Annotated in this window: 21 protein-coding genes; 14 read left to right on the top strand and 7 right to left on the bottom strand. The window is 64.5% G+C overall.

The window, feature by feature from the left end; genetic code table 11:
* Positions 1-134: 134 nt before the first annotated feature.
* From U5798_RS33515 to U5798_RS33495, 5 genes are read right to left on the bottom strand one after another with little or no spacing between them, the layout of a single operon-like run.
* Positions 135-1,634 carry an efflux transporter outer membrane subunit gene (locus U5798_RS33515; protein ID WP_322084512.1) on the bottom strand — a complete coding sequence of 500 codons (1,500 nt, stop codon included), beginning with the start codon at positions 1,632-1,634 and terminating at the stop codon, positions 135-137.
* The gene (locus U5798_RS33510; RefSeq protein WP_124456704.1) at positions 1,631-2,611 is read right to left on the bottom strand and encodes an HlyD family secretion protein; all 981 of its coding nucleotides are present in this window, start codon (positions 2,609-2,611) and stop codon (positions 1,631-1,633) included. The genes U5798_RS33515 and U5798_RS33510 overlap by 4 nt, the downstream gene beginning before the upstream one ends.
* A gap of 1 nt (position 2,612) precedes the next feature.
* Positions 2,613-2,825: a DUF1656 domain-containing protein gene (locus tag U5798_RS33505; protein ID WP_124456703.1), complete on the bottom strand. Its 213-nt coding sequence runs from the start codon at positions 2,823-2,825 to the stop codon at positions 2,613-2,615.
* A gap of 34 nt (positions 2,826-2,859) precedes the next feature.
* On the bottom strand, positions 2,860-4,983 hold the full coding sequence (locus U5798_RS33500; RefSeq protein WP_322084511.1) for an FUSC family protein: 2,124 nt from the start codon (positions 4,981-4,983) through the stop codon (positions 2,860-2,862).
* Positions 4,980-5,459, bottom strand: a complete 480-nt coding sequence (locus U5798_RS33495; RefSeq protein ID WP_124456723.1) for a MarR family winged helix-turn-helix transcriptional regulator — start codon at positions 5,457-5,459, stop codon at positions 4,980-4,982. Before U5798_RS33495 ends, U5798_RS33500 begins: the two co-directional genes overlap by 4 nt.
* A 323-nt stretch (positions 5,460-5,782) precedes the next feature.
* Between U5798_RS33495 and U5798_RS33490 the strand changes: the two genes are divergently transcribed.
* From U5798_RS33490 to U5798_RS33435, 12 genes are all read left to right on the top strand, one after another.
* Positions 5,783-6,643, top strand: coding sequence for an FAS1-like dehydratase domain-containing protein (locus tag U5798_RS33490; protein ID WP_322084510.1), 861 nt, complete (start codon positions 5,783-5,785; stop codon positions 6,641-6,643).
* Between the two features lie 34 nt (positions 6,644-6,677).
* Positions 6,678-6,998 carry a hypothetical protein gene (locus U5798_RS33485; protein ID WP_322084509.1) on the top strand — a complete coding sequence of 107 codons (321 nt, stop codon included), beginning with the start codon at positions 6,678-6,680 and terminating at the stop codon, positions 6,996-6,998.
* A 75-nt stretch (positions 6,999-7,073) separates the two neighbouring features.
* The gene (locus U5798_RS33480; protein ID WP_322084508.1) at positions 7,074-9,542 is read left to right on the top strand and encodes a type VI secretion system Vgr family protein; all 2,469 of its coding nucleotides are present in this window, start codon (positions 7,074-7,076) and stop codon (positions 9,540-9,542) included.
* Positions 9,543-9,547: 5 nt separating this feature from the next.
* Positions 9,548-10,429: a DUF4123 domain-containing protein gene (locus U5798_RS33475; protein ID WP_322084507.1), complete on the top strand. Its 882-nt coding sequence runs from the start codon at positions 9,548-9,550 to the stop codon at positions 10,427-10,429.
* Positions 10,430-10,446: 17 nt separating this feature from the next.
* Complete coding sequence (locus U5798_RS33470; protein ID WP_322084506.1) at positions 10,447-13,008, top strand: T6SS effector BTH_I2691 family protein; 2,562 nt, start codon at positions 10,447-10,449, stop codon at positions 13,006-13,008.
* A 3-nt stretch (positions 13,009-13,011) separates the two neighbouring features.
* A complete protein-coding gene (locus U5798_RS33465) occupies positions 13,012-14,079 on the top strand; it encodes a DUF6708 domain-containing protein (protein WP_322084505.1) in 1,068 nt (355 codons plus the stop codon).
* A gap of 127 nt (positions 14,080-14,206) precedes the next feature.
* Positions 14,207-15,265: a DUF6708 domain-containing protein gene (locus U5798_RS33460; protein WP_322084504.1), complete on the top strand. Its 1,059-nt coding sequence runs from the start codon at positions 14,207-14,209 to the stop codon at positions 15,263-15,265.
* A 113-nt stretch (positions 15,266-15,378) separates the two neighbouring features.
* Positions 15,379-16,449 carry a DUF6708 domain-containing protein gene (locus tag U5798_RS33455; protein WP_322084503.1) on the top strand — a complete coding sequence of 357 codons (1,071 nt, stop codon included), beginning with the start codon at positions 15,379-15,381 and terminating at the stop codon, positions 16,447-16,449.
* A 13-nt stretch (positions 16,450-16,462) separates the two neighbouring features.
* On the top strand, positions 16,463-16,723 hold the full coding sequence (locus tag U5798_RS33450) for a PAAR domain-containing protein (RefSeq protein WP_322084502.1): 261 nt from the start codon (positions 16,463-16,465) through the stop codon (positions 16,721-16,723).
* Between the two features lie 171 nt (positions 16,724-16,894).
* Positions 16,895-18,775, top strand: coding sequence for a type VI secretion system baseplate subunit TssF (tssF, locus tag U5798_RS33445; RefSeq protein WP_322084501.1), 1,881 nt, complete (start codon positions 16,895-16,897; stop codon positions 18,773-18,775).
* 129 nt (positions 18,776-18,904) lie between these two features.
* On the top strand, positions 18,905-19,192 hold the full coding sequence (locus U5798_RS33440) for a DUF1330 domain-containing protein (RefSeq protein WP_124456700.1): 288 nt from the start codon (positions 18,905-18,907) through the stop codon (positions 19,190-19,192).
* Between the two features lie 51 nt (positions 19,193-19,243).
* Complete coding sequence (locus tag U5798_RS33435; RefSeq protein WP_322084500.1) at positions 19,244-19,705, top strand: hypothetical protein; 462 nt, start codon at positions 19,244-19,246, stop codon at positions 19,703-19,705.
* Positions 19,706-19,748: 43 nt separating this feature from the next.
* On the opposite strand, the gene U5798_RS33430 is transcribed toward U5798_RS33435, so the two are convergent.
* Positions 19,749-21,449, bottom strand: coding sequence for a dihydroxyacetone kinase family protein (locus U5798_RS33430; RefSeq protein WP_322084499.1), 1,701 nt, complete (start codon positions 21,447-21,449; stop codon positions 19,749-19,751).
* Positions 21,450-21,675: 226 nt separating this feature from the next.
* Positions 21,676-22,830, bottom strand: coding sequence for a sigma-54 interaction domain-containing protein (locus tag U5798_RS33425; RefSeq protein WP_322084498.1), 1,155 nt, complete (start codon positions 22,828-22,830; stop codon positions 21,676-21,678).
* Positions 22,831-23,307: 477 nt separating this feature from the next.
* Here U5798_RS33425 and msuE point away from each other — a divergent pair, with 477 nt between their 5' ends.
* Both msuE and sfnG read left to right on the top strand, forming a co-directional pair.
* On the top strand, positions 23,308-23,868 hold the full coding sequence (gene msuE / locus U5798_RS33420) for an FMN reductase (RefSeq protein ID WP_322084497.1): 561 nt from the start codon (positions 23,308-23,310) through the stop codon (positions 23,866-23,868).
* A 35-nt stretch (positions 23,869-23,903) separates the two neighbouring features.
* Positions 23,904-25,007, top strand: coding sequence for a dimethylsulfone monooxygenase SfnG (gene sfnG, locus U5798_RS33415; protein ID WP_322084496.1), 1,104 nt, complete (start codon positions 23,904-23,906; stop codon positions 25,005-25,007).
* The last annotated feature ends 5 nt before the right edge of the window (positions 25,008-25,012 follow it).

The raw sequence follows: 25,012 nt of genomic DNA, 5'->3' as shown, positions 1-25,012 counted from the left end.
ACGCGTCGATCAGCTTACCGTCAACGCGGGTGACTGTCGTCCTCCGGATGCTATGGCGCGAATCAGGGATACCCGCAAGCACAGGGCGTTTCGCCGCACAGTCGTCATGTGGTGAAGTGATACCGGTGAGGCGATCATTCGTTGCCGGCAGGCGTCGCGGCGGCACGCACGTTGGCGGGGCGGGCATCCCGGGCAACCGCTGCGCCGTCGCCTTCCCACCCACCGCCCAGCGCAAGGAAGAGCCGCACCTGATCGGCCGCGACCTGGCCTTCGGCCGCCGCGACCTGCGCCTGCACGCTCGTCAGCGTGCGCGTCGCATCGAGATCGGAGATGAACGACTCGCGGCCGGCGGCATAGAGACGATGCGTTTCGTCGGCGGAATTGCGCGCCGATTCGTACGCCGTGCGCAGCGCATCGGTGCGCTGCACGTCGGCCGCATAGGTCGCGAGGCTCGACTGCGTTTCACGCAGCGCATTCAGCACGACGCCATCGAAATGCGCGAGCGCGCCGCCCGTCGCGGCCTCGGCTTCGCGCACACGTGCGCGCTGGCCGTTGACGGGGAACGACCAACTGATCAGCGGACCGAACGACCAGCGATTCGTGTTGGACGAGAACAGGTCGGCGGCGACGCCGACCGAGCCGGCCGACGCACCGATGCTGATCGACGGATACAGCGCGGCGGTCGCCACGCCGATCCGCGCGGTCGCGGCGGCGAGCTGCCGCTCGGCTTCGCGTACGTCGGGGCGGCGGCGCAGCAGCGCGGCACCGTCGCCGATCGGAATCGGCTGGCGCAGCTTCGGCAGCCGTTCGCATTCGGCGACGGCCCTCGGCAGGTCGGCCGGCGCGCGCGCGAGCAGCGCGGCGAGCTGGTATTGCGCGACCTTGCGGCGGCCTTCGAAGCGCGGGATGTCGGCGGCCAGCGTGCGCACCTGCGTCACGCCGCGCGTCACGTCGGTCTGGTTGCCGCGCCCGGCATCGCGCAGCCGCTGCGACAGCGCGACGCGCTGCTTCTGCAGCGCGAGCGACTGCTTCGCGATCGCCAGCTCGTCACCGGCCGAGCACGATTCGACGTATGCGCGCACGACGTCGGCGACGACCGTGATGCGCGCCAGGTCGCCGGCCGCCTTCACGGCGTCGCTGTCTGCGCGTGCGGCTTCGACACCGCGCCGGAGCTTGCCGAACAGGTCGATCTCGTACGACACGTTGATGCCGACCGCGCCTTCGTTGACGACCGGCAGCTTGTTCTCGAGCAGGTATTGCTCGGCCGATTCCTGCGCGCGCTGCACGGCGGCTTCGGCACCGCCCGAGAACCCGCCCTGCTGGCTCGCGACTTCCAGCGCCGCACGCGAACGCGCGAGGTTGGCCGCGGCGACGCGCAGGTCGGTGTTCGACTTCAGCGCATCGCGCACGAGCGCGTCGAGCACGGGATCGTCATACAGCTGCCACCAGTTGCCGGGCAGCGCGTCGCGCGACACGAGCGTACCGTTCGCGTCGTCGAGCGCATGGTTCGCGAGCGGCGCGTTCACGTACGCCTGCTGCGGCAGCGTGTAGTCGGGGCCGACGGATTTGCACGCGCCAAGTGCGAGCGCAAGCGGCGCGAATGCGGCCGCGAGGCGCAGACCGTGCCGGTTCATTGTGATGCTCCCGCCGCGCTGGCGGCTGCCGCGGCTGCCGCAGACGCCGGCGCCGCAGCCGAGGCCGCGCTGGCACCGACAGCCGGTTTTGCGGTGCCGTTCCGGCGCGTGTCGGCGTCGCGCATCGACACGGTCGCGGTGCGGCCCGCGATCATCCGGAAGTCGTCGGGCACTTCGTCGAGCACGACGCGTACCGGCACGCGCTGCGCGAGCCGCACCCAGCTGAACGCCGGGTTCACGTTCGGCAGCAGGTTCGCGCCCTGCGTGCGGTCGCGATCCTCGATCGCGGCGACGATGCTCTGCACGTGGCCGCGCAGCGCATGCGGCTCGCCCATCACGATGATGTCGACCGGCTGGCCGATATGGATGCCGCGCAGCTTGGTTTCCTCGAAGTAGCCGTCGACGCGGAACGAATTGCGGTCGACGACCGACAGCACCGCGCGGCCGGCCGGCACGTATTCGCCGACGCGCGGCGCTCGGTCGTTCAGGTAGCCGTCTACGGGACTCACGATCGTCGTGCGCTGCAGGTTCAGCTTCGCCGTGTCGAGCGATACTTGCGCGTCGGCGACGCTGGCCTCGCCTTGCTCGACGCGCGTGCGGCTTTCCTCGACCTGTTCGCTCGCGACTAGGTTGCCGAGCTGCAGGTTGCGCGCGTATTCGCGCTTCGCCTGGGCCAGTGTCGCGCGGCGCTGCGCGAGGGTCGCTTCGGCGAGCCGTTCCGCAAGCGTGTAGCGCGCCTGGTCGATCACGAACAGCACCTGGCCGCGCCTGACCTCCTGGTTGTCGGCGACCTGAACCGAGGTGATGAGGCCCGACACGTCCGGCGCGACCTGGATCACGTCGGCGCGCACGTGCCCGTCGCGCGTCCACGGCGAGAACATGTAGTAATTGATGATCCGCCACAGCACGAGGCCGGCCACGACGACAACGATCAGGGTGAGCAGGATTTGCCCTGCCGAGAGCCAGGATTTTTTCACGTTAGGTAGCCACGAGACGGTGGGAAGCGATGACGACGGCGGCAAGCACGAACACGTAGATGCCGAGGTCGAAGATCGAACGGTGCCAGACGAGGCGGTAGAAGCCGACGCGCTCGAGCACGGCGCGCACGACGATGTTGATCAGGTAGGCGATCAGCATCAGCACGAGCGGAGCCGGCACGAATACGCCGAAGATGTCGATTTCGCCGATCATGGTCGCGGTCGGAAGGGCAGGTTGGAAAGCCGGGTCATGCGCGTGCTCCGTCCGGTGCCTGTGGCGCCTGGCCGGCAGCGGCCGGATACAGCGACAGGCGCAGCCCGACGAGCGCGTGCAGCGTGTCGCGTAGCCGGCGGTGCGTAGCCGGGGCCGCAGGCGCGGTGCCGCCGTCGGCCGGCACCGTGCCCGGCAGGTTGCGGCCGGCCACGCGGTGCAGCGCGTCGTCGATCGTCGCGAGCAGCGCGGGCGGCACCGGCTGGCGCGCGTTCGCTGCCGCGCAGTGTGCGTAGTGATCGGTGACGCCGGCGAGCACGCGATCGATTGCGTCGGGTACGTCGCCCGACAGGCGGCGGCGCGAGCGTCGCAGGTCGAGCGCGTTCAGCGCGATGCGCAGGTCGCGGAAGCTTTCGATCGACGGGTGGCGGTGGTCGTCGGACGCGCCGAGGCGCGGCAGCAACTGCGTGACGCGGTCGAGCATCCGCGATGCGTGATTGCGCTGGTCGTCGAGCGGCTGCGTCGACGCGGAGCGCGCGACGTCTTCCCAGCCCGCGCGCAGCAGGCGCCGCACCGCGAGTTCCGCGCCGAACGGCCGTGTCGCCCGCGTCCATACGTATGCGAACAGCAGCCCGGCGACACCCGCGAGGTTGCTGTTCAGGAACACGAAGAAGTCGGCATCGTACGCGCTCTGGATGCTGATGAAGGTGGCCGTGTTCACCGCGACGAGCATCGTCACCATGTTGAACTGCGGGCGCGGCAGCAGCGTGCCGATCAGGATGAACGGGCCCGCGAACATCAGCACGAGCATGGCGAAGTCATGCACGTGCGGCAGCACGACGAACAGGTACAGGCCTGCGAACACGACGCTCGCGGCGGTCGACAGGAAGAACTTGAACACCAGCGGCGCGGGTTCGTCGAGCGCGGCGAAGAAGCTGCACGACACGGCGACGAGCGTGACGGCCGCCGCGCCGTCGTGCCAGCCGGACGAGATCCACAGCCAGCACGCGAACACGATCGCGAGCACGACGGTCAGCGTCGAGAACAGCATCATTCCGCGATCGAAGAAGCGCTCGGTGCCGCCGAGCCGCCAGTGCCGGTAGCGCGGTTGCCACACGCCCGACTCGTTCGCGATCAGCGCGCGCAACGAGCGGCAGTCCTGCCAGATGTCGATGACCTGGCGCAGCCGCCACAACGCGTTCGACAGCAATGCGCCATCCCAGCTCGCCAGCGCGCTGTCGGCGGGCTGGAGCGCGGCGATGCGCTCGCGCAGGTTGTCCGCGACCGGATCATGGGCCATGTCGCCGTCGGTGCCGGCCTTCACGGCCGGCAGCGGTGCGTCGAACCATTTCGCGGCGTCGGCCAGCAGCGCGTCGAGGGCGGGCGGGCGCACATGCAGGTCGCGCATCAGCGCGATCAAGGGATCGGCGAGCGACGACATCAGCGGCAGGAACAGCTGCATGCGGCCGGCGAGCGCCTGCGCGCGCGCCAGGACGCGCGGATGCGCATGGTCGTAGCTCAGCTGGCTCAGCAGGAATTCGAGGCCGGTGATCGTCGCCGCGAGCCGTTGCCGGCAGGCCGACAGTGCCTTGCCGGCGATATGCCCGGACAGCGTCTCGCGGCCGTAGAACGCGGCGTCCTTGAACCACGCGTCGGTGCGTTCGATCAGCGTCGGCGCGAGCCGGTTCGGGAACACGGCGCTGCCGACCACGCTCGCGCACACGATGCCGAGCACGATTTCCTCGGTCCGCGCGATCGCGACGTCGAATATGGTGGACGGATCGGTCACGGTCGGCAGCGCGATCAGCGGCATCGTGTAGCCGGCGAGCATGAACACGTAGCTGCGCGCGGTGCGGTCGGAGATCGCGAGGTAGAGCAGCGTGCCGCACCAGGTCGCGACGATGATGCTGAACAGGAGCGGCGTCTCGACGAACGGCGGCACGAAGAAGATCGCGGCGGCCGCGCCGAGCGCGGTGCCGAGCGCGCGGTACAGCGCCTTCGAGCGCGTCGCGCCGACGAACGGGTTCGACACGATGTAGACGCTCGCCATCGCCCAGTACGGGCGCGGCAGCTGGAAATACAGGCCGAGGTACAGCGCCAGCATCGACGCGGCGAACGTCTTGCCCGAGAACAGCCAGTCGCGAAGGCTCGGATAGGTCATGACGCAGTGTCGTCGGCGTGGGGGAGACGCGTGCCGGGCGCGTGCGACTCGGACGCGTTGAACGCCTCGAGCACGCGCAGCGTCGTTTCAAGATCGGCGCGCGACACGCCCTTGAGCACCCGGGCGCGCAGCACGCGCAGGTCTTCTTCCATCTTCGCGGTGACCGCGCGGCCGGCGGCCGTCAGCGAGATCGTCTTCGCGCGACGGTCGTGCGGATCCTCGTCGCGACGCGCGAGGCCGGCCGCGCACAGCTGGTCGAGCAGGCGCACGAGCGACGGCCCTTCAATGCCGACGTGTTCGGCGAGCGTGCCCTGCCGCACGCCCTCGCCGAGCCGGCCGGCGATCAGGAGCGGCGTCGCGCAGGCTTCGGACACGTTGTATGCGTTCAGCACGCCGTCGCTGGTGCGGCGCCACTTGCGCGCGGACAGCACGAGCAGGCTGCTGACGGCGAGGCGGAGGTCGTGCAGATTGGTCATGGCCGAGATGATAGGGGTAAAAACATTCGATAGCAAACTATCGTTTCCTGTCACCCGGATGACATGTCGCTCGTGGCGCGGCCGGTCCGTCAGAAGCAATTTAGGCGGCGTGCCGGCGGTGGTCAAGCTGTAAGGGGGGGCCGAAAATCGCACGAATCGCGCGTGGCGGCTATATTGAATGGTCAGACGAAAATCGTCGGGCAGGACACGCAAGGCCGCATGCGTCAAGCAAATTCGAAGCCTCGGTTCGGCAATGCCGACTTCGCGAAACGGTGTGCGGCGTGCATATTTGGGACATTGCCAGCGTACCGGAGACTCCATCAGTGTCGAACTCATCCTTGCAGCCCGCCGCCCCCGCGTCACTCGACGCGTGGCTCGGCAAGACCGAAACGCTCGGCGACGACATCACCGCGTTCCCGCTGAACGCGCTGGCCGCCACGCTCGACCGTCCGTCGCCCCGCGACGTCGTGCCGCCGATGTGGCACTGGCTGTACTTCCTGCCCGTCGCGCCGCTGGCCGAGGTCGGCCCTGACGGCCACCCGAAGCGCGGCGGCTTCCTGCCGCCTGTACCGCTGCCGCGCCGCATGTGGGCCGGCGGCCGGCTGACGTTTCATGCGCCGCTGCGCGCCGGGCGGCGTGCGACGCGCGAATCGACGATCGCGAACATCGAGGACAAGACGGGCCGCAGCGGGCGGCTCGTGTTCGTGACGGTGCAGCACCGGATCGAATCCGACGGCGCGCTGTGCGTCGAGGAGGAGCACGACATCGTCTATCGCGACGCGCCGCAGCCGGGCGCGCCGGTGCAGAAGCCGGTCGCGGCACCCGCGGGCGAAACGTGGGCGCGCACCGTCACGGCCGACGCCGTGATGCTGTTCCGTTACTCGGCGCTGACCTTCAACGGCCACCGCATCCACTACGACCGCAACTACGTGACGCAGGAAGAAGGCTATCCGGGGCTCGTCGTGCACGGCCCGCTGATTGCGACGCTGCTCGTCGATCTCGTGCATCGCGAACGGCCGGGCGCGACGCTCGCGAGCTTCGCGTTCCGCGCGGTGCGCCCGATCTTCGACGGCGAGCCGTTCATGCTGTGCGGCAAGCCGTCGGACGACGGCAGCACGATCGAGCTGTGGGCGAAGGATCGCGAAGGCTGGCTGGCGATGCAGGCGACTGCGACGCTGGTCTGATGCACGGCGGTGCTTTCGGATCGCGCGCGGCAGCGTGTCGAACAGCGCGGCGCTGACGAAACCGATCGTCAGGTGCCCGGTGCGCGGCCGCGTCGAGCCGCGCGAGACTCAGCCGCAGATCAAATCGCGGCAGATCACCCGTCCGCGTCGCCACCAAGAACCCCGCAACATCCTTCCCGCGTCCATCAATCGGCCGATGGGTTGCGCGGCCACCGCGCTGCCCGCGGCCAGCATGCTGTTCTATCTCGTGTTGAATCGCGGGGACGCGGCTAGCGTTTCAATCGTTGACATTCCCTTGCGCCTGCTGCGGGCGCGTGATGCGCTGCAGTCATGGACTGACCGGATCGGCATCTAATTCTTTCCGAATGCATTCTAAAATATTACAAAAACATTATAGAATGCCGGATCCGAGGGATACCGAAGAACAACCATGTCCAATTCAGCACAAGATCTGAGAAGGCTGGCGCTCGAATCCCAGCACCGCCGCCTGCTGCAGTTGACGTTCCACGACGAAGCGCCTTACCGGCTTCTGCTGTTGAACGGTATTGAGGGGACGGAATCGCTGTCTCGGGATTTCCAGTTCAGAATCGAAATCCTGTCTGACAACGCGCTGCTCGAGCCGAAGGATTTCATCGGCAGACGAGTGACCGTCCGCTTGCTGCGCAAAGACGGTAGCTATCGGTACTTCAACGGCCATATTTTTACGTTCCGGCACGTCAAAACGGATGGTGGTTGTGCGTTCTACGAAGCAGTGATCGGGCCGTGGCTTCGCTATCTCAAGTTCGGCCAGCATAATCGGTTGTTTCTCGACCAGAATCTGCACGACCAGACCGCAACGGTTTTTCAGAACTACGGTGCGTTGCCGGACTGGACATGGCAAGTCAGGGAAGACGATCCACGGATGACGATGGCTTGTCAGTTCGATGAAGACGATCACAACTACGTCCATCGACGCTGGGAGCACGCGGGCCTTGTCTACTGGTACGAGCATACGGCCGATTCGCACAAGCTGGTTGTTTCCGACCCCACCCGCGCCGCGCCGGAAATCGACGGCAAGGCTCGCGAGATCCGCTTCCACAACGGCATGGGGGCGGAGGAGGCGGACAGTATCGTGAGTTGGTCCGCATGCCAGCATACCGCTCCGAATCACGCCGAATTTTCCCGTTTCGACTTCAAAGCGCCGACTCCCACCCACGTTCAGACTAGCCTGCCACAGCCGGATGCCGCGCTGCCGATACTGGAATGGAACGAGTATGTGGGTGCATACGGTTACCGGAACATGGAGCACGGCTACCAGATCGCGAATCGTCGCATGGAGGAAATCGGTGCGACGATCAAGCGGTTCGAAGCGAAGGGCAATAGCCGCTTCGTGATGCCGGGCCGGTGGTTCCGGTTGACCGACCATTATGGATCGGCGTTGAGCCGCAATCAGCAGGACGACGAATATCTGATCGTGTCGGTGCGTCACGTCGCGACGAACAATTATCTGGCCGACACCGGCGTGCCGGCGGAATATCGCAATGAGTTCACGTGCGTTCGCAAGGCAACGCCATGGCGGCCGGGGCGTCGGTTCAACAGCGTCGATACCCGGATCCTCGCGCCTCAAACGGCTACCGTAGTCGGTCAGTCGGGAACCAGCATTCACACCGACGAACATGGCCGCGTTCTCATTCAGTTTCACTGGGATCGCGAGGGCAGGTACACGACGTGGGTACGCGTGGCTAGTGGCTGGTCCGGCGGCAGCCAGGGGATTGCGGCGTTGCCGCGGATCGGGTCCGAGGTGATCGTGCAATGGCTAGATGGGAATCCGGACCATCCGATCATCACGGGTCGCGTGATGAATGCACGCAATCAGCCGTCGTGGAAGCTGCCTGAGCAAAGCGCGCTGATGGGTATTCGCAGCAGGGAGCTCAGCGGCGCTGACGGGAATGCATCGGTGGGCCGGAGTAACCATCTGATTTTCGACGATACCGCGAATGCCATTCAGGCGCAGTTGCGATCCGATCATGCGTCGAGCCAGCTTTCGCTGGGCAAGATTACCCGTATCGAGGACTGGCAAGGCCGACAGGATGCGCGAGGAGAGGGTTTCGAGCTACGCACCGATGAAGTGGGCGCGATCCGGTCCGGCAAGGGGATGGTCATCAGCACTGAGATGCGTCCGATGGCGAAGGGACATCTTTCGGATGTTGGTGAGCCGGCGGTGCGCCTGGCAAAGGCACAGACACTGCACGGGCAACTCGGCAAACTGGCGCAGCATCACCAGGCTCAGGAGAACGGTGCCGATCAGTTCCGGATTGCAGACGCACTCCAGTCGCAAGTCGACGGCATTCAGGGCGCGGGAGCAAGCGCGAGCCGCGGGGATGGAAGTTTCCCCGAGCTGGACGAGGCGCAACTGCTGCTGGCCGGGGCGGCTGGCATCGCCGTCACGACGCCGGGTACGGTCCACGTGACCGGCGGACAGCACGTCGCCGTGACAGCTGGCGACACGCTGTCGGTTGCGGCCGGCAAATCGATCCTGGCAAGCGTTTCCGACAAGTTTTCGCTGTTCGTGCACAAGATGGGTATGAAGCTGATCGCTGCCAGCGGCAAGGTTCAGATCCAGGCTCAGAACGACGAGCTCGAGTTACTGGCAAAGAAGGTGATGTCGATCATCAGCACAACAGACTGGATCAATATCACCGCGAAACAGGGTATTCGTCTGACCGCGGGAAACAGTCAATTTGAGGTCAGCGCGAAAGGTATCGTCGGCTATACACCAGGCGAGAACAGGGTCCACGCCGGTAGTCACGACACAGTGGGGCCGCAGAGTGTTCCCGCGCAATTCCCCGGTGCCGATCTCTGTTCATCGCTGTCAAACGGCGCGGCGCAGGCCGGTAGTGCTGCAGTCTCGCTGTCATAGCCTCGATGAAATCGACGATTTTGCCGATGCAAGCGGCGACCGGATTGTCCGAACCCTTGACGCACGGGTTTCTGCTGGTCGAGCCCGCGACGCTCGTCGAGGCTCCCGAACTTGCCGAACTGGACATGCGTTCGTGTACGCCACGTGCGCTGGCGCACCGCGAGGAATTGATGCCGAGGCTGATCGACGTCGCCGTGCTCGATGAGCAGGCCCGTGCTGCAGCGACCGAGGTCTGGCGGGCTGAGCCTTACGCCGAACGACCGCCCGTCGTGTGTGCATGGCTCGACAGTGACGGCGGCATCGACGAGGTGGCCGAGCACGTTGCCCGCTATCTCGTTGGCCCGGGTGCTGACGGCCAATCCGTGTTCTGGCGTTACTACGATCCACGTGTATTGGCCCTGACGCTGACGGTTCTCGAACCCTCGCAGAAGCAGGCTTTGCTCGGTCCGATCAGGACATGGCAGTTTGCATGGGCCGGGCATCAGTGGGCGTTTCGAGGGCCGGGCACCGTCGCTGACGTGCTCGAAGCGCATGCACCGGCCTGGCCGACCGCCGAACAGTGGCTGCGCGTGAACCGAAGCGAGGTCGTGACGCAAGTCGTCAATCGATTGCCGGTGTCATCTGTTGACGACGCAGCCCGTCTTCCGTCCGAGCTTGACAGGATTTTGAGCGATGCGATGCGGTACGGGCTTGCCGATGGCGACGCGCTGACGGACTACGCATGGCATTGCGTGAAGTATGGGCCGGCATTCGAACGGCATCCGATACTCGTCGATGGATGGCCGCTCCTTGCCGCTGGCGAGATCACCTGGCCTGAAATTGTGATGCGCTTCACACCCGATGACTTCGCTTCCCTTGAAACCTCGCGCCATTCGCGACATGCCTAACGCTGAAGGAGCCGGAAATGGCGACTTGCCCCTTATGTGATCGTCAGTCGGTGTTGATCTATCCCGTGCGCTACGCGGTCGCCAGCCCGCGCGGTACGGCGAAAGCCCCTGCATTGTCGGGAAATTTCAAGATCGACAGTCGCGCACCGCAAGCGATTGGCACCGCCAAATATACGCTGCGCGCGCTTCGACCGGGCTACCTGTATACGTTCGACGAGAAGCGCCGGCGGCTCCGCGCATACATGGCGCTGGACAATGGCATGTTGTGGAGCTTTCCGCCTGGCTCGACGCCACCGTCGGCGGGAGCGGACAAGATACAGACTCAAGGATGCGCATACAACGGTGATTTTCGCTTTGAGGCGCTCGGCCGCTGCATCGACGTAGAGCACACGCCCGGCAGCGACGAAGCGACCAAATTGTGGATCGGCTGGTCGAACGTGTTGTGGACCAAGGCATTGATCGACAAGGCGCTCGACGCACAGGCGGGGCCCGCGTGGCGGAAGCAGCACATGCAGTGCATCGACATTCCCGCGATGGTTGCAGGTAGCGCTGCCGATACCGGTGAGTTCGAGGCGACGCGCGGCAAGATCGCGCACCTTGCGATGGACGAAGCGGCAATGAAGGTCGCGTTCGATTTCAGCAATCGCGATCCGAAAAGCGAAATACAGCAGCGCCGCAAGGACGTCGCGAAACGAATCGGCGAAGCCATGGCGGCGTCGCCGGGGAAGAAGGGGTTCGTCGTGGCGGTCAACGATCCCGTCGGGATCACGAACGACCTGGCCGAGTTGACGGTCCCGAACCTGAACAACGGCTTCGACGAGCAGATGTACTGGAAATGGACGTCGGCACAGCTGCTTGAGCGTGCCGAAGCCGGCATCCGTGCCAACGCCAAGGCAGTGACAGGCTTCACGTATGGCGTATCGAAAACCGTCGCGGATGCCAACATCGCGAACATGAAGGCCGGTCAGCGTGGTATTCCCGATGCGGCTGGGCTGTATAACCTGGTACGGGCCTGGATCAAGACAGGCGACCTGGATCAGGCGACAAAGGAGGTCTCGCGCAAGGCCGAGAATATTCCGGCTACCCAGGACGAAGCGGCGAACGATGCATGGGAGGACGCGGCGACCAAAGTGGGACCCGACGGCAAGCGGACCAGCGTGCTCGACGAAGAGGCGCTGAAGCGGTTCCCTCAGGAATATCAGCAGGCGCTCGATGCGTTCAAACCGAAATGGTTGCCGCTGGTGCAAGCGCATGCCGACTGGCTGAAATCGCCGTTGCTCGCCGAATGGATGGCTGGGGTCCACGATTCCAACGATTTGCGCAGCGGCTACGCGTACAGCGAGTCGTGCGCACAGGTCATCGGTGCGGCGGTCGGCACCGAGGCTTGCACGAAAGTGCTCGACGAGTGGCTGAACGGGCAGGCCGCGAATGTCCGGAATCTGTATGTACGCGCGCTGCTGTTCAACCAGGACGCGTTGATGAAGGCCGCGGATGCGCAGGTGCACAACTCGGATATCCAGTACGAGCAATTCCTGAATCTTTACAAGGAAGCATTCAAGAAGATCGAGAAGCTTGGCAATTCGGCCAATCTGCGTGATCGGTTGATCGTCACGACCGGCAATCATATCGTTGGGGTGCTCACGAAAGGCACACGGGGCGTGGCACTGGGTTTCGTGACGATCCGACTCTCGATTCAGGCCGGTGTCCGGCTCAAGCCGTCTCAAGTCAGCAAACTCGCGATTCGCGACTGGGCGTTGCAGCAGGCGCGAGTGCTGGGTGCCAAACTGGACGGCAATCGAACCGAGCAGCGCGCATCGGCGACCCAGGTCGGGAAGCAGGTCATGCGAACGGCGCCGCCGGTCGATCCCAATGTCGTGATGTACGAGATGGATGTCGATGCGCTGGTCCGGAACGGGAAGCTGGATGCTGGTGCAATCAAGGCGGTGCGCGTGCCGGGAGTCGATGCGGCGAAGAAATGGCTGGGGTCATCGACCGACTTCAACCTGGGTGTCGCGACCGTGATCTTCCAAATGGCGGCGCTTTTGCTTGCCGCAAAGGATTGGCACGGCAGCGATCAGTTCAATGAGGGTGAAACCGCCTTGAAGTCTGTCGGTGCCGTCATTGCGGTCGTCGGGAGTGTGATCGAATACTCGTCCGAAACGGCGTTGAAGGCGCCGGCCCATCCGCTGTCGGCTTATTTGATGAAGGGGTGGGCGGGGAAATGGGCGGGCGTGGGGGCGGTAGTTGGGCGTGGTTTGGGTGCTGGTGCGGGGTTGATGCTGGCGGGGTATGACATCTTCAAGAATGTTCCCGAGGCATGGAACAACGGAGAAAAAGGCCTTACGAGGCTTTATGTTGCTAGCGGACTGCTTGGAGCATATGTTGCTGTCGCAGCGTTCTTTAGTCTTCCGCTTTTCTGGCCGGCCCTGATTCTTTCCATCTTGGTGGGTATCGCGATCGCAGTTTTCAAGGCGTCAGCTCTGAAGGACTGGGTATCGCGCTGCAAATTCAGCAAGAGTGAGCACTACGATTCACTCGAGGCTGAGCTCAAGGCGTTTAGTTCAGCGGCAGGAGGCTGATACATGGATGAAAGAGTAATGACGCAGTGCGTCGGTAAGCCGGTACCTGAGTGGGACATGGCTCACCGCTTATCAGTAATCCGGTCAATGGGACCGGACGTTCAGGATTTCGGATCGACGTTCGGTATCAATTCAATCTACATGGATGTAATCGAACCGTCTTTCCTCGAAAAGCAGTGGTTTGCCACTGGTGTTGTGTTGGCTTTCCTATGCATGGGTTTGGGCCCATATATTTATGCTGTTACTCACGCGAATGGATCGTCAGGCGACTTCGTTCTGAACTGCCTGGCCGTTGCGGCGATTGCTATTTTTGGCACGATTGTCTGGAAACTCGGACGCGGCCTGTTCTTCGGACTGCGCTACCGCCCGATCCGCCTTCACCGTGAGGCACGCAAGCTGTATGCGATGCGTACCCGGCGTTTCTTCGCGAGACCCGGCGAAGGTGACGTGGTGTGGGAGGTGCCTTGGACGGAAGAATCGATCTTCTGCCTGCATCGCGAGGACACGTCCTTCGGCACAGTTTTTCACATTCGTCACTATTCGGTCGACGAGCGTGGCAACGTCACGCGCGTGTTTTCGATTGGCAGGGAGTGGACCGGGAAACGCGAGGTAGAAATGGCGCTCGCACAGTGGAACTACTGGTGTGCGTATATGAATGACGGGCCGAACGGTCTGCCGAAGCCGATGCTGTTCCACACACAGCGTGAAACACTGCGTGAATCGTTCCTGTTCTCGCTGTACGGTTTCGGGATGCGTGCACCCGTCTCGATTCGCCTGCTGATGATGCCGCTCATTCTGACTTTCACGGTCATGCGCTACGTGGCGAATGCGACATGCCGCGATCCGGTGTGGCCTGACTCGGTCGAACAGATCTCGGCCGTTGCCTCCGATGATCCCTATGCAGAGCCTCGCGCTGGCACTCCGGTAGGTTGGAGTGAGACGGTTCTTGCTCAACAGCGCGGCGAGTATCCGAACGATCCGAAAGCGGGAGCCCACGGCTGGACCGGAGAATCGGACGGAGAGCGGCATGCTGCGGCGTGGCTTGACGGTCCGCCTTCGCGCACCCTCTGATGAAGCGAATGCGATTCAAGCGGGTTTACGCAGTCGAGCGGGCGTCTGGGACTATGACGAATCGCTCGAGACCGCATGGAACTTGTTCAATTCCGTGACAAGAGGCTGATACGTGGACGAGCGAGTAATGAAAAAATGTATCGGGAACCCAGTGCCGGAGTGGGATCTGAGGCATCGCTTGTCGATTGATCGATTGGTCGGTCCCGACGTGCAAGACTTTGGGTCGATCTTTAAGATTAACTTGACCTACATGGATGTGATCGAGCCATCATTCCTGGAGAAGCAATGGTTTGTTACAGGGGTATTTGTTGTATTTGCGGCTGCATTGTATGGGCCATATTTGTACAACTATACCCACACTGAGGATGCTTCCGCTTCTATCTTGTTTGTGGCCAATTTAATGGCCTTATCATTTGTACTGGTATTTGGTGGTATCGCCTGGAAACTCGGGCGCGGCCTTTTTTTTGGGTTGCGCTATCGGCCGATCCGCTTTCACCGGGAGGCACGCAAGCTGTATGCGATGCGTACCCGGCGTTTCTTCGCGAGACCCGGCGAAGGTGACGTGGTTTGGGAGGTGCCCTGGACGGAAGAATCGATCTTCTGCCTGCATCGCGAGGACACGTCCTTTGGCACAGTTTTTCACATTCGTCACTATTCGGTCGACGAGCGTGGCAACGTCACGCACGTGTTTTCGATCGGCAGGGAGTGGACCGGGAAACGCGAGGTCGAAATGGCGCTCGCACAGTGGAACTACTGGTGTGCGTATATGAACGACGGGCCGAACGGTCTGCCGAAGCCTATGCTGTTCCACACACAGCGCGAGACACTGCGTGAATCGTTCCTGTTCTCGCTTTACGGTTTCGGGATGCATGCACCCGTCTCGATTCGCCTGCTGATGATGCCGCTCATTCTGATTTTCACGGTCATGCGCTACGTGGCGAACGCGACATGTCGCGATCCGGTGTGGCCTGACTCGGTCGAACAGATCTCGGCCGTTGCCTCAGACGATTCCTATGCAGAGCCTCGCGCTGGCACTCCGGTAGGTTGGAGTGAGACGGTTCTTGCTCAACAGCGCGGTGAGTATCCGAACGGTCCGAAAGCGGGAGCCCACGGCTGGACCGGAGAATCGGACGGAGGTCGGCATGCTGCGGCGTGGCTTGACGGTCCGCCTTCGGGCGCCCTCTGATGAAGCAAATGCAATTCAAGCAGGGCCTACGCAGCCGAGTTGGCGTCTGGGACCATGACGAATCGCTCGAGACCGCACGGAACGCGTTCAATTCCATGGCAAGAGGCTGATCCATGGACGAACGAGTCATGAAGTCGTGTATAGGCAAGCCAGTACCTGAATGGGACATGGCTCATCGCCTATTGATCAATCAGTCGGTTGGCCCTGACGTTCAGGATTTCGGGGTGACGTTCAGCATTAACTCGGCCTACATGGACGCTATCGAGCCGTCTTTTCTCGAGAAGCAGTGGTTCGTCACGGGTGTCGTGCTGGCATTTCTATGCACGGGAATCGGTCCGTACATCTATTGGATGACCAATGTTCGATATCCGTATGCCGCAGATGTATTAGGTGACACCTTTTCCGTATGTGTTTCTCTGGGATTTGGCTTTCTCGTCTGGAAACTCGGGCGCGGCCTGTTCTTCGGTCTGCGCTACCGCCCGATCCGCCTTCACCGTGAGGCACGCAAACTGTATGCGATGCGTACCCGGCGTTTCTTCGCGAGACCCGGCGAAGGTGACGTGGTATGGGAGGTGCCCTGGACGGAAGAATCGATCTTCTGCCTGCATCGCGAGGACACGTCCTTCGGCACAGTTTTTCACATTCGTCACTATTCTCTCGACGACCGCGGCAACGTCACTCGTGTGTTCTCGATCGGCCGGGATTGGACGGGAAAACGTGAGGTCGAGATGGCACTCGCACAATGGAACTACTGGTGCGTGTACATGAACGACGGGCCGAATGACCTGCCGAAGCCGATGCTATTTCACACGCAACGCGAGACACTGCGTGAATCGTTCCTGTTCTCGCTGTACGGTTTCGGGATGCATGCACCGGTCGCGATACGCCTGTTGATGATGCCGCTGATTTTGGTCTTCACGGCTATGCGTTATCTGGCGAACGCGACATGTCGCGATCCGGTATGGCCTGACACGATCAAACAAATCTCGACGGTCTCCCCCGACGATCCCTATGCGGAACCCCGCACGGGCACTCCGGTTGGTTGGAGCGCTACAGTCCTCGCCCAGCAGCGTGGCGAATATCCGAGCGATCCGAAAGCGCGTACCCAAGGCTGGACCGGCGAAGCAAACGGAGAGCAACACGCCGCGGCATGGCTCGACAAGCCGGCGGTGCACACCGCATGACGATGGAGCTTCGATGAAAGACGAAAACGGGCGCGGGGTGATCCGCCTGCATGACAAGACCACCCACGGTGGCCACGTGATTACCGCGAGCGACGATCTGAAGGCTCAGGGCGTCCCTGTCGCGCAGGAAGGGCATCTGACCGAATGTCCGCAATGTGGCGGACAGTTCAGGATCCTTCCGGAAAACAGCACACGCAATCATCACGGCACGGCGATCGCGTTCGACAACGATCCGACGGAATGCGGTGCGCGTTTGATTTCTTCGATCGAATAGCGACGCACAGCAGACGGATGGTAGATCGCATGAGGAACGCGTCATCGACGGCGACAACGCGTGAAGAAAATGGCGTTGCCGAATCACTGAATTATTCGCGACGTGGCGAGCAGACTTGCACGCAACGGCCCGCCGCCTTCATTGAGTCTGGCCGACCGGGATTGTCGCAGGATGGATGAACTGCGGTCGCACTACGAGCACGAGCTCGGGTTGCTTGCCCGGGCCATTGCAGCATTTGCCGCGCGCTATCCGAAGATTGCGGCTCGTCTTGGCGTAAAAGGCGGACATACCGACGATCTTCACGTTGAACGTCTGGTCCAGACATTCTCGTTTCTCGCCGCACGACTCGATTCGAAACTGGCCGACGATTTTCCGGAATTCACCGAGGCGCTGCTCGAAGTCGTTCATCCACACTACCTGCGGGGCGTGCCGTCGTGCGCGATTGCCCGATTCGAACCGGCCGCGCTGGTCGGACACCTGACGGCGCCGCTGACCCTGCCGCGCGGCACGTCGCTGAATGCACGCACGGCACCCGTGCGCTTTCGCTCGGTCTACGACGTGACGGTCACACCGCTGCAGATCGCATCCGCGCAGTATGCACCTGTCACGCTCGCGCCGCCGTCCGCCAAGCTTCCTGCCGATGCGACCGGTATCGTATCGATCGCGTTCAGGTCGGCAACCGGCCGGTTTACCGCTGCGATACCGAACGGCCCGGTGCGCGTTCACCTCACGGGAGATCGACCGCTCGTCGCATCGCTGGTCGACGCGTTGCTGCTGCGCGCCGCAGCAGCTTACGTGGAAGTGGATCACGACCGTCGTTGGCTCGCGTTGTCGAAGGTGCCGTTCGCGTCGGCCGGTTTCGCGGACAACGAGCGCCTGTTGCCGGATAGTCCCGCTTCGAACGGAGATGCATCGGCCGTGCGCACGCTGCTCGAGTACTTCGCGTTTCCCGAGATGTTCGACTTCGTCGACCTCGACATCGGTCGTGTCCGTCGAGCTGCGCGCGCACCCGATGCGAGAGAGTTGACGTTGCATGTCGTCTTGCGAAACACGTCGTCCGAATCGCATGCTGCACAGATGCTCGGGTTTTTGAGCGCGAGTGCATTCAAGCTCTTCTGCACGCCGGTCATCAACCTGTTTCCTCGGCCCGCTACACCTATCGTATTGACGGGAGCGGTGGCTTATCCTGTTGCCTCCGCGCCCCTGACCGCGCATGCCCCACTCGATGTCTATTCGATCGAAGCCGTCTATCTGAGTGAGAAGGCCAACGACGAGATCGACGGAAACGACCGGAAGCCATTGACCGAACTCGAGACGCCGCGCGTACCGGTCGCCCCGTATCAGGCGTTCAGTCACGCGCGGTCGGCGGAACCGTCCGGGCTGTACTGGGTTGCATTCCACGATCGTGATGCGGGACAGAGCACCGTGCCCGCAACGATGCTGTCGCTGGTCGGATTGGACGGTCGTCCTGCGCGATCCGCGCTACCGCAACTCGACGTCGTGACGATCGCGACCAATCGCGCTTTACCGTCCCGATTGCCGATCGGCAATCCGCTGGGCGATCTGCTGCTGGAGGGCAAGACGGTGGATTGTCCGATACAGCTGATGACCCGACCGACTGTGTCGGTTCGGCCGCCGCGCGGCGACGGCGCGCTGTGGCGCGTGCTATCCGCGCTGACGTCGCATCCGATCGATCTGACTCGCGACGGACTGCCCGCACTCAAGGAGCTCTTGCGGCTGCATGCAGTGAGCGGACCGTCGGCGCAGCGTTGCGTCGACGCCATCACGGACCTGGGCTACAAGCCGGCGATCCGGTGGATGTCATTGCATAATCAGCAACCGTCGTTCGTGCGCGGGATCGAGATCGGATTGTCTCTCGACGAAGCGGCGATGCGCGATGCAAGTCTGACGGTATTTGCCATGGTAATGGAGCGGTTTTTCCTGCCGTATGGGCACACGAACAGCTATGTACAGCTGGTGATCCGCTCGGCTCTGACGGACAAGGAGCTGATTCGCGGTGCCGCGCTGGCGGGTACGCAGCCCGTCGTCTGAGCGCACATACCGCTTCCCGGCAAACATCTATAATCCGCCCATCCGGCCGGCGTCCCGGCTCGGTGCGTGCTGCCGCCGGCCCGGCGGCGCACGCGATTTCTCCCATCCATCGCACAAGGGGACCGTATCTTGGCAACCTACATCGTGTTTACCAGGGAAAGCACACAGGACCAGCACGAACTCGACATCTACGGGAGCAAGGTCGGCGCGACGCTTGCCGGTCATCCCGTGAAGGTGCTGGCCGCTTACGGCGCTCAGGAAATTCTGGAGGGCGAAGGGCCGGAGGGTGTCGTGATCGTCGAGTTTCCGTCCAAGGAAGCGGCGCACGCGTGGTACCACGGTCCCGAATACCAGACTGTCGTCCAGCACCGTTTCAAGGGCGCGCGCTATCGCGCGGTGCTGGTTGAAGGCGTTTGAGCGTGATGCGTCAGGCGTTCGCTTCGACGCGACACTGCGCCTGACGCCACCATGAACCCGACGACGCCTTCCTCCGCGCCCATCCGTCCGCCGATGGGCCGCCCGGCCACCGTGCTGCTTGCCGCCAGCATGCTGCTCTATCTCGTCGCGATGTTCACCGCGCCGTTCCGCGTCGGCGCGCCGGACCCGCACCCGTGGGCCGACGGCTGGCAGGTGCTGCTGACGGGTTGGATGGGCGTGCTCGACGGCATCTATGCGTGGCTCGCGAACCCGCTCGTGTTCGGTGCGTGGTTGCTGACCGTGAAGCGCCTGCGCGTGCAGGCGGCCGTGCTGGCCGCGCTCGCGCTGCTGTCCGGGCTGAGCTTCCTGTCGCAGCACCAGATCGTCGTGAACGAAGCTGGCACCGTCGAGCCGGTTCATCTCGATGCAGCCGGCTACTGGTGCTGGCTTGCGAGTTTCGGCGCCGCGCTGGTCGGCGCGGTGTTCTTGCCCGGGCGGATGAAGGCAGGCTGATGCGGGCGGCGCGGCCGCGCTCCCGCATCGTGTTCGTCGCCGTTCAGCGCACGTGCGGCTGCAATGCACGCAACCAGTACGACACGGCTACCGCGCCGCCATCCGGCGTGCCGATCGCGCGCTCGCCGAGATAGCTCGCGCGCCCCGCGCGCGGCGTCATCCGCGCCGTTGCCTCTGCACCTTCCACGGCCGCTTCGACGGCCGCCGTCCATGCGCTTGCGGTATCGCGATCGTTGTCGAGTGCGCGACCGAATGCGTCGACGGCCGGCACCAGCGCATCGAGCATCGTCCGGTCGCCGGCATGCGCGCCGCCCAGTTCGCCGATCGAATCCACGGCCGCGCGGAATGCCGCGGCCCAGTCGCGCGCCGACGGTTCGGCGAGATCGGCCAGCCGGCGCGACGCGCGCAGCAGCGCGGTCGCGTAGAACGGCCCGGAGCTGCCGGCGATCGCACGGCGCAATGCCGCGCCGAGCGCCGCGAGCGCGCCGGCCGGTGTGGCGTATGCGGTGTCGGGCAACGCGAGGATCGCTTGCGCGGCCCGCAGCATGCTCGCGCCGAGGTCGCCGTCGCCGGCCGCCGCGTCGAGGTCCGTCAGCGTCTGCTCGTGGTCGATCAGCGTCTGTGCGACCGCCTGCAGCGCCGGCTGCAGGCGCGCGGCCCACGCGCGACCGGCCGCATCGAGCGGCGGCAACGGGGCATCCTGCGACGCGGCTGCGGCGACGCGGATCTGCGCATTCACGGCGCCGCCGCCCGGCCACGCACGCGCCTGCGTCGGCGCGTCGAGCAGCGCCGCGCGTTCGTCGTTCAGCCGCAGCACCGAGATCGAGCAGCCGGGCATGTTCAGCGCGGACAGGAACGTGCCGGCCCATGCGCGTGCGACGACGATGCCGCGCCGGGTCAGGTTGTCGTACGCGGCGCGCAGCACGATCGCGAGTTCCATGTCCGGCGTCGCGCCGAGGCCGTTGACGAACAGCGCGACGCGTTCATCGCGGTCGAGCACGAGATCGGCGACGATGCTCGACAGCAGCGTGTCGGCAAGCGCATCGGCCGCCAGCGGCGCGCGGCGCTCGACGCCTTTCTCGCCGTGGATGCCGAGACCGAGCTCGATCTCGTTGTCGCCGAGGCTGAAGCCCGATTTGTCGGCGCCCGGGATCGTGCAGCCGTCGAGCGCGACGCCCATCGTGCCGAGCTCGGCCGCCGCGTCGCGCGCGATGGCCGCGACACGCGCGAGCGGCAGCCCGCGCGCGGCGGCCGCGCCGGCGAGCTTGTGGATCAGCACGGTGCCGGCGATGCCGCGCCGCTGGCTACGATCGACACGGCCGCGCAGCGATACGTCGTCGGCGACGATGACCGTTTCGACCGGAATGCCTTCGGCGCGCGCAAGTTCGGCGGCGAGCCCGAAATTGAGCCGGTCGCCCGTGTAGTTCTTCACGATCAGCAGCGCGCCGTTGGGGCCGGCGCTGGCGCGGATCGCGGCGAGCACGGCGTCGGTGGACGGCGACGTGAACACTTCGCCGCACACGGCCGCGCTCAGCATCCCTTCACCGACGTAGCCGCCGTGTGCGGGCTCGTGGCCGCTGCCGCCGCCGGACAGGATCGCGACAGGGCGCTGGGACGGTTCGGGCAACGGCTGGCGGACGAGCACGTGCTCGTCGCCGAGGATCGCGAGATGCGGCGATTGCCGCGCGATGCCTTCCAGCATTTCTCGCACGACATCGGACGGGCGGTTCACAAGCTTTTTCATGGCGACGGATTCCGGACGGGTGAACGGGGCACGGCCGGGCCCGCACGGGCGCCGGCCGGCTTTCGTATTGCGGAGAATCGTGCGGGTGCGCGGTCGCCGGGTGCGGACGGTCGCGTGACGGGCAACCGGATGCAGGAGCGGCGACGAAGCACATGCTTCGCGCCACGATACATCAGGTTCGGACGTCCATGCACGGATTGCGGCGCGATCGCGCCATCGGGGGCGGCTACTTCAGCGCCGTAATTTCCCTTGCGCGGATCAGCCGCGCGCGCAGCACGTTGCGGCTGATGCCGAGCAACTGCGCGGCACGGATCTGGTTGCGGTGGCTGAAGTCGAACGCGACACGCATTACGGTGTCCTCGATGTGTTCGAAGAGGTTGCCGTGTCCGTCGTCGAACAGGTCGCGCAGCGCGCGTTCGAACGCTGCCTGCGCGTGGGTGGACGATTCGGGCGCATGCACGGCGGCCGGCGGCATGCATGGCGATGCAAGGTGCAGGTCGGTGTCGCGCAGCGCGTCGTGACGGCACACGAGCAGCGCATGATGGATCACGTTCTCCAGTTCGCGGATATTGCCGGGCCAGCCGTGTGCCGCGAGCCGGCGCTCGGCGCGCGGATCGATGCTCCGCGGGCCGTAGCCGAGCCGGCTGCGATAGTCGTCGAAGAAGTGACGCGCGAGCGGCAGGATGTCGCCCGGCCGCTCGCGCAGCGGCGGGACCGCGAGCTGCACGACATTGAGCCGGTAGAACAGGTCGCCGCGAAAATGCCCCGCGGCCACCGCCTGCTGCAGATCGACGTTGGTTGCGGCCACCACGCGCACGTCGACCGGAATGCCCGTGCGCGAACCGAGCCGCACAACTTCGCGCTCCTGCAGCACGCGCAGCAGCTTGACCTGCATCGACAGCGGCAGGTCGCCGATCTCGTCGAGAAACAGCGTGCCGCCGTGCGCGGCCTCGAACCAGCCGGGTTTTGCGCTGAAGGCACCCGTAAACGCGCCTTTCTCATGGCCGAACAGTTCGCTGTCGACGAGCGTGTCGGAGAACGCGCCGCAGTTCACCGCGATGAACGGCCCGTCGCGGCGAGCGCCGAGTTCGTGCACGTGGCGCGCGATCAGTTCCTTGCCGGTGCCAGTCTCGCCGACGATCAGCACGTTCGCGTCGCTCGGCGCGACGCGGCGCACCTGTTCGAGCAGCGCGAGCGAACGCGGGTCGGCGAACACCTGCGCCCGCGCGCGGACCTGCGCGTGGCGTCCGGGCAACGTCAGGACGGATGCGGTGCGCTCCGCAGCGGGCAGGTCGCCCGGATCGTGCGTTTCCGACGCGTTGCGGGGCGTGGCGACGACACGAAGGTTGAGCGGGCGCGACGATGCGGAAATGGAAGTCATGGCGATGAACCGTTGGATGGCCGGCGACGCAGGCCCGTGTCGGCGGGCGCGGCGGTCCGGCTGCTGCGTGGTCAGCAGAGTGTTCAACGTTTCTTCGCGCGCGAAAAGCATCGATTTCTGATAACCAAAGCGCGATTGCTGCGGAACCAGCAATGGTGCGGGTGAGCGCGATCGATGTGGCGTAGGAGCTTCGAATTTGATGTCGAAACGTGCGATTTGCTGCTTCCTGAGCAGCAGCGCTCGAGCATCACCGCTTCGCCCGGTTCATCACGCTGCGGACTATCGATGTGACGCAAGCATCGGAAAGCTTGCAGCGCTCGCGCATTTGAGCGAACACCATGCCAGGCGGGCGACCACACAGAACTTCGCGATGCAGACGATCACGCAGTGACACGGCCTGCGCCAATGGCACGCTCCTTGCTGACTCGAAGCGGTATCGCCGCATCGACATGCGGCTCGACAACAGGAACGCATCGCATGAGCAATCCCCTCAACGTGGTCGCGATATCGGGCAGCCTGCAGCGGCCGTCGCGCACGCTGGCGCTGATCCACGAGATCGTCGCGACACTCGGCGCCGCGCTGCCGATCGACACGCGGCTGATCGAACTCGGAGAAATCGGCAGCCGGCTGGCCGGCGCACTGACGCGCGCGCAGGTGCCGGCCGACCTCGACGCACTGATCCGCGCGATCGAGACGGCTGACGTACTGGTCGTCGCGAGCCCGGTCTATCGGGCGTCCTATACGGGCCTGTTCAAGCACCTGATCGACCTCGTGCGCCACGATGCGCTCGTCGACGTGCCCGTGCTGCTCGCGGCCACTGGCGGCAGCGAGCGTCATGCGCTCGTGATCGACCATCAGCTGCGACCGCTGTTCAGCTTCTTCCAGGCGCGCACGCTGCCGATCGGCGTGTATGCATCCGAAAGCGATTTCGACCAGTACCGGATCGCGAACCCGGCGCTGCGCGAGCGCATCGCACTCGCTGTCGAGCGCGCCGTGCCGCAACTGCGCGTGCCCGCGCTTTCCGCCGCGGCCGCGTAAGCCGCTTTTTCGTTCCCCTTCGACAGGACACCTTCATGAGCCTTCCCGACCCTTCCTCCGACGGCGTCAAATTCGCATACTGGGTGCCGAACGTCAGCGGCGGCCTCGTCGTCAGCACGATCGAGCAACGCACCGACTGGAGCCTCGAATACAACCAGCAGCTCGCGCGCACGGCCGAGGCGGCCGGCTTCGACTACGCGCTGAGCCAGATCCGCTTCACGGCCGGCTACGGCGCCGAATACCAGCACGAGTCGGTGTCGTTCAGCCAGGCGCTGCTGCATGCGACGACGAAGCTCAAGGTGCTCGCCGCGATCCTGCCGGGGCCATGGCATCCGGCCGTGGTCGCGAAGCAGCTCGCGACGATCGACCACATCTCGAACGGGCGCATCGCGATCAACGTCGTCAGCGGCTGGTTCAAGGGCGAATTCACCGCGATCGGCGAGCCGTGGCTCGAACACGACGAACGCTATCGGCGCTCGAAGGAATTCATCCAGGCGCTGAAGGGCATCTGGACGCAGGACAACTTCACGTTCAAGGGCGATTTCTACCGCTTCAACGACTACACGCTGAGCCCGAAGCCGGTGCAGAAGCCGCATCCGGAGATCTTCCAGGGAGGCAGTTCGCGTGCGGCGCGCGACAACGCGGCGAGCGTGTCGGACTGGTATTTCACGAACGGCAATACGCCGGAGAACCTGAAGGCGCAGATCGACGACATCCGCGCGAAGGCGGCTGCGAACAACCATCGCGTGCGGATCGGCGTCAACGCGTTCGTGATCGCACGCGATACCGAGGAGGAGGCGAAGGCCGTGCTCGACGACATCATCCGGCACGCGCACGTCGAGGCCGTGCACGCGTTCGGCGATGCGGTGAAGGAGGCCGGCAAGGCGTCGCCCGAAGGCGAGGGCAATTGGGCGAAATCGACGTTCGAGGATCTCGTGCAGTACAACGACGGCTTCCGCACGAACCTGATCGGCACGCCGCAGCAGATCGCCGAGCGGATCGTCGCGCTGAAGGCGATCGGCGTCGATCTCGTGCTGGCCGGGTTCCTGCACTTCATCGAGGAAGTCGAGTACTTCGGCAAGCGCGTGCTGCCGCTCGTGCGCGAACTCGAAGCGCAGCGGCAGGCAGTGCCCGCGTGACGATT

It is taken from the genome of Burkholderia sp. BCC1972, from assembly GCF_905339605.1.
Lineage (GTDB): Bacteria > Pseudomonadota > Gammaproteobacteria > Burkholderiales > Burkholderiaceae > Burkholderia.
The sequence above is the reverse complement of the archived record's forward strand: the minus strand, read 5'-3'. Positions and strand labels throughout refer to the sequence as shown.

Excerpts from the sequence above, each read along its gene's own strand:
- U5798_RS33515 (WP_322084512.1), bottom strand. The coding sequence starts at position 1,634 with ATGAACCGGCACGGTCTGCGCCTCGCGGCCGCATTCGCGCCGCTTGCG.
- U5798_RS33505 (WP_124456703.1), bottom strand. The coding sequence starts at position 2,825 with ATGATCGGCGAAATCGACATCTTCGGCGTATTCGTGCCGGCTCCGCTC.
- U5798_RS33500 (WP_322084511.1), bottom strand. The coding sequence starts at position 4,983 with ATGACCTATCCGAGCCTTCGCGACTGGCTGTTCTCGGGCAAGACGTTC.
- U5798_RS33495 (WP_124456723.1), bottom strand. The coding sequence starts at position 5,459 with ATGACCAATCTGCACGACCTCCGCCTCGCCGTCAGCAGCCTGCTCGTG.
- U5798_RS33480 (WP_322084508.1), top strand. The coding sequence starts at position 7,074 with ATGTCCAATTCAGCACAAGATCTGAGAAGGCTGGCGCTCGAATCCCAG.
- U5798_RS33475 (WP_322084507.1), top strand. The coding sequence starts at position 9,548 with ATGAAATCGACGATTTTGCCGATGCAAGCGGCGACCGGATTGTCCGAA.
- U5798_RS33470 (WP_322084506.1), top strand. The coding sequence starts at position 10,447 with ATGGCGACTTGCCCCTTATGTGATCGTCAGTCGGTGTTGATCTATCCC.
- U5798_RS33465 (WP_322084505.1), top strand. The coding sequence starts at position 13,012 with ATGGATGAAAGAGTAATGACGCAGTGCGTCGGTAAGCCGGTACCTGAG.
- U5798_RS33460 (WP_322084504.1), top strand. The coding sequence starts at position 14,207 with ATGAAAAAATGTATCGGGAACCCAGTGCCGGAGTGGGATCTGAGGCAT.
- U5798_RS33455 (WP_322084503.1), top strand. The coding sequence starts at position 15,379 with ATGGACGAACGAGTCATGAAGTCGTGTATAGGCAAGCCAGTACCTGAA.
- U5798_RS33450 (WP_322084502.1), top strand. The coding sequence starts at position 16,463 with ATGAAAGACGAAAACGGGCGCGGGGTGATCCGCCTGCATGACAAGACC.
- tssF (WP_322084501.1), top strand. The coding sequence starts at position 16,895 with ATGGATGAACTGCGGTCGCACTACGAGCACGAGCTCGGGTTGCTTGCC.
- U5798_RS33435 (WP_322084500.1), top strand. The coding sequence starts at position 19,244 with ATGAACCCGACGACGCCTTCCTCCGCGCCCATCCGTCCGCCGATGGGC.
- U5798_RS33430 (WP_322084499.1), bottom strand. The coding sequence starts at position 21,449 with ATGAAAAAGCTTGTGAACCGCCCGTCCGATGTCGTGCGAGAAATGCTG.
- U5798_RS33425 (WP_322084498.1), bottom strand. The coding sequence starts at position 22,830 with ATGACTTCCATTTCCGCATCGTCGCGCCCGCTCAACCTTCGTGTCGTC.
- msuE (WP_322084497.1), top strand. The coding sequence starts at position 23,308 with ATGAGCAATCCCCTCAACGTGGTCGCGATATCGGGCAGCCTGCAGCGG.
- sfnG (WP_322084496.1), top strand. The coding sequence starts at position 23,904 with ATGAGCCTTCCCGACCCTTCCTCCGACGGCGTCAAATTCGCATACTGG.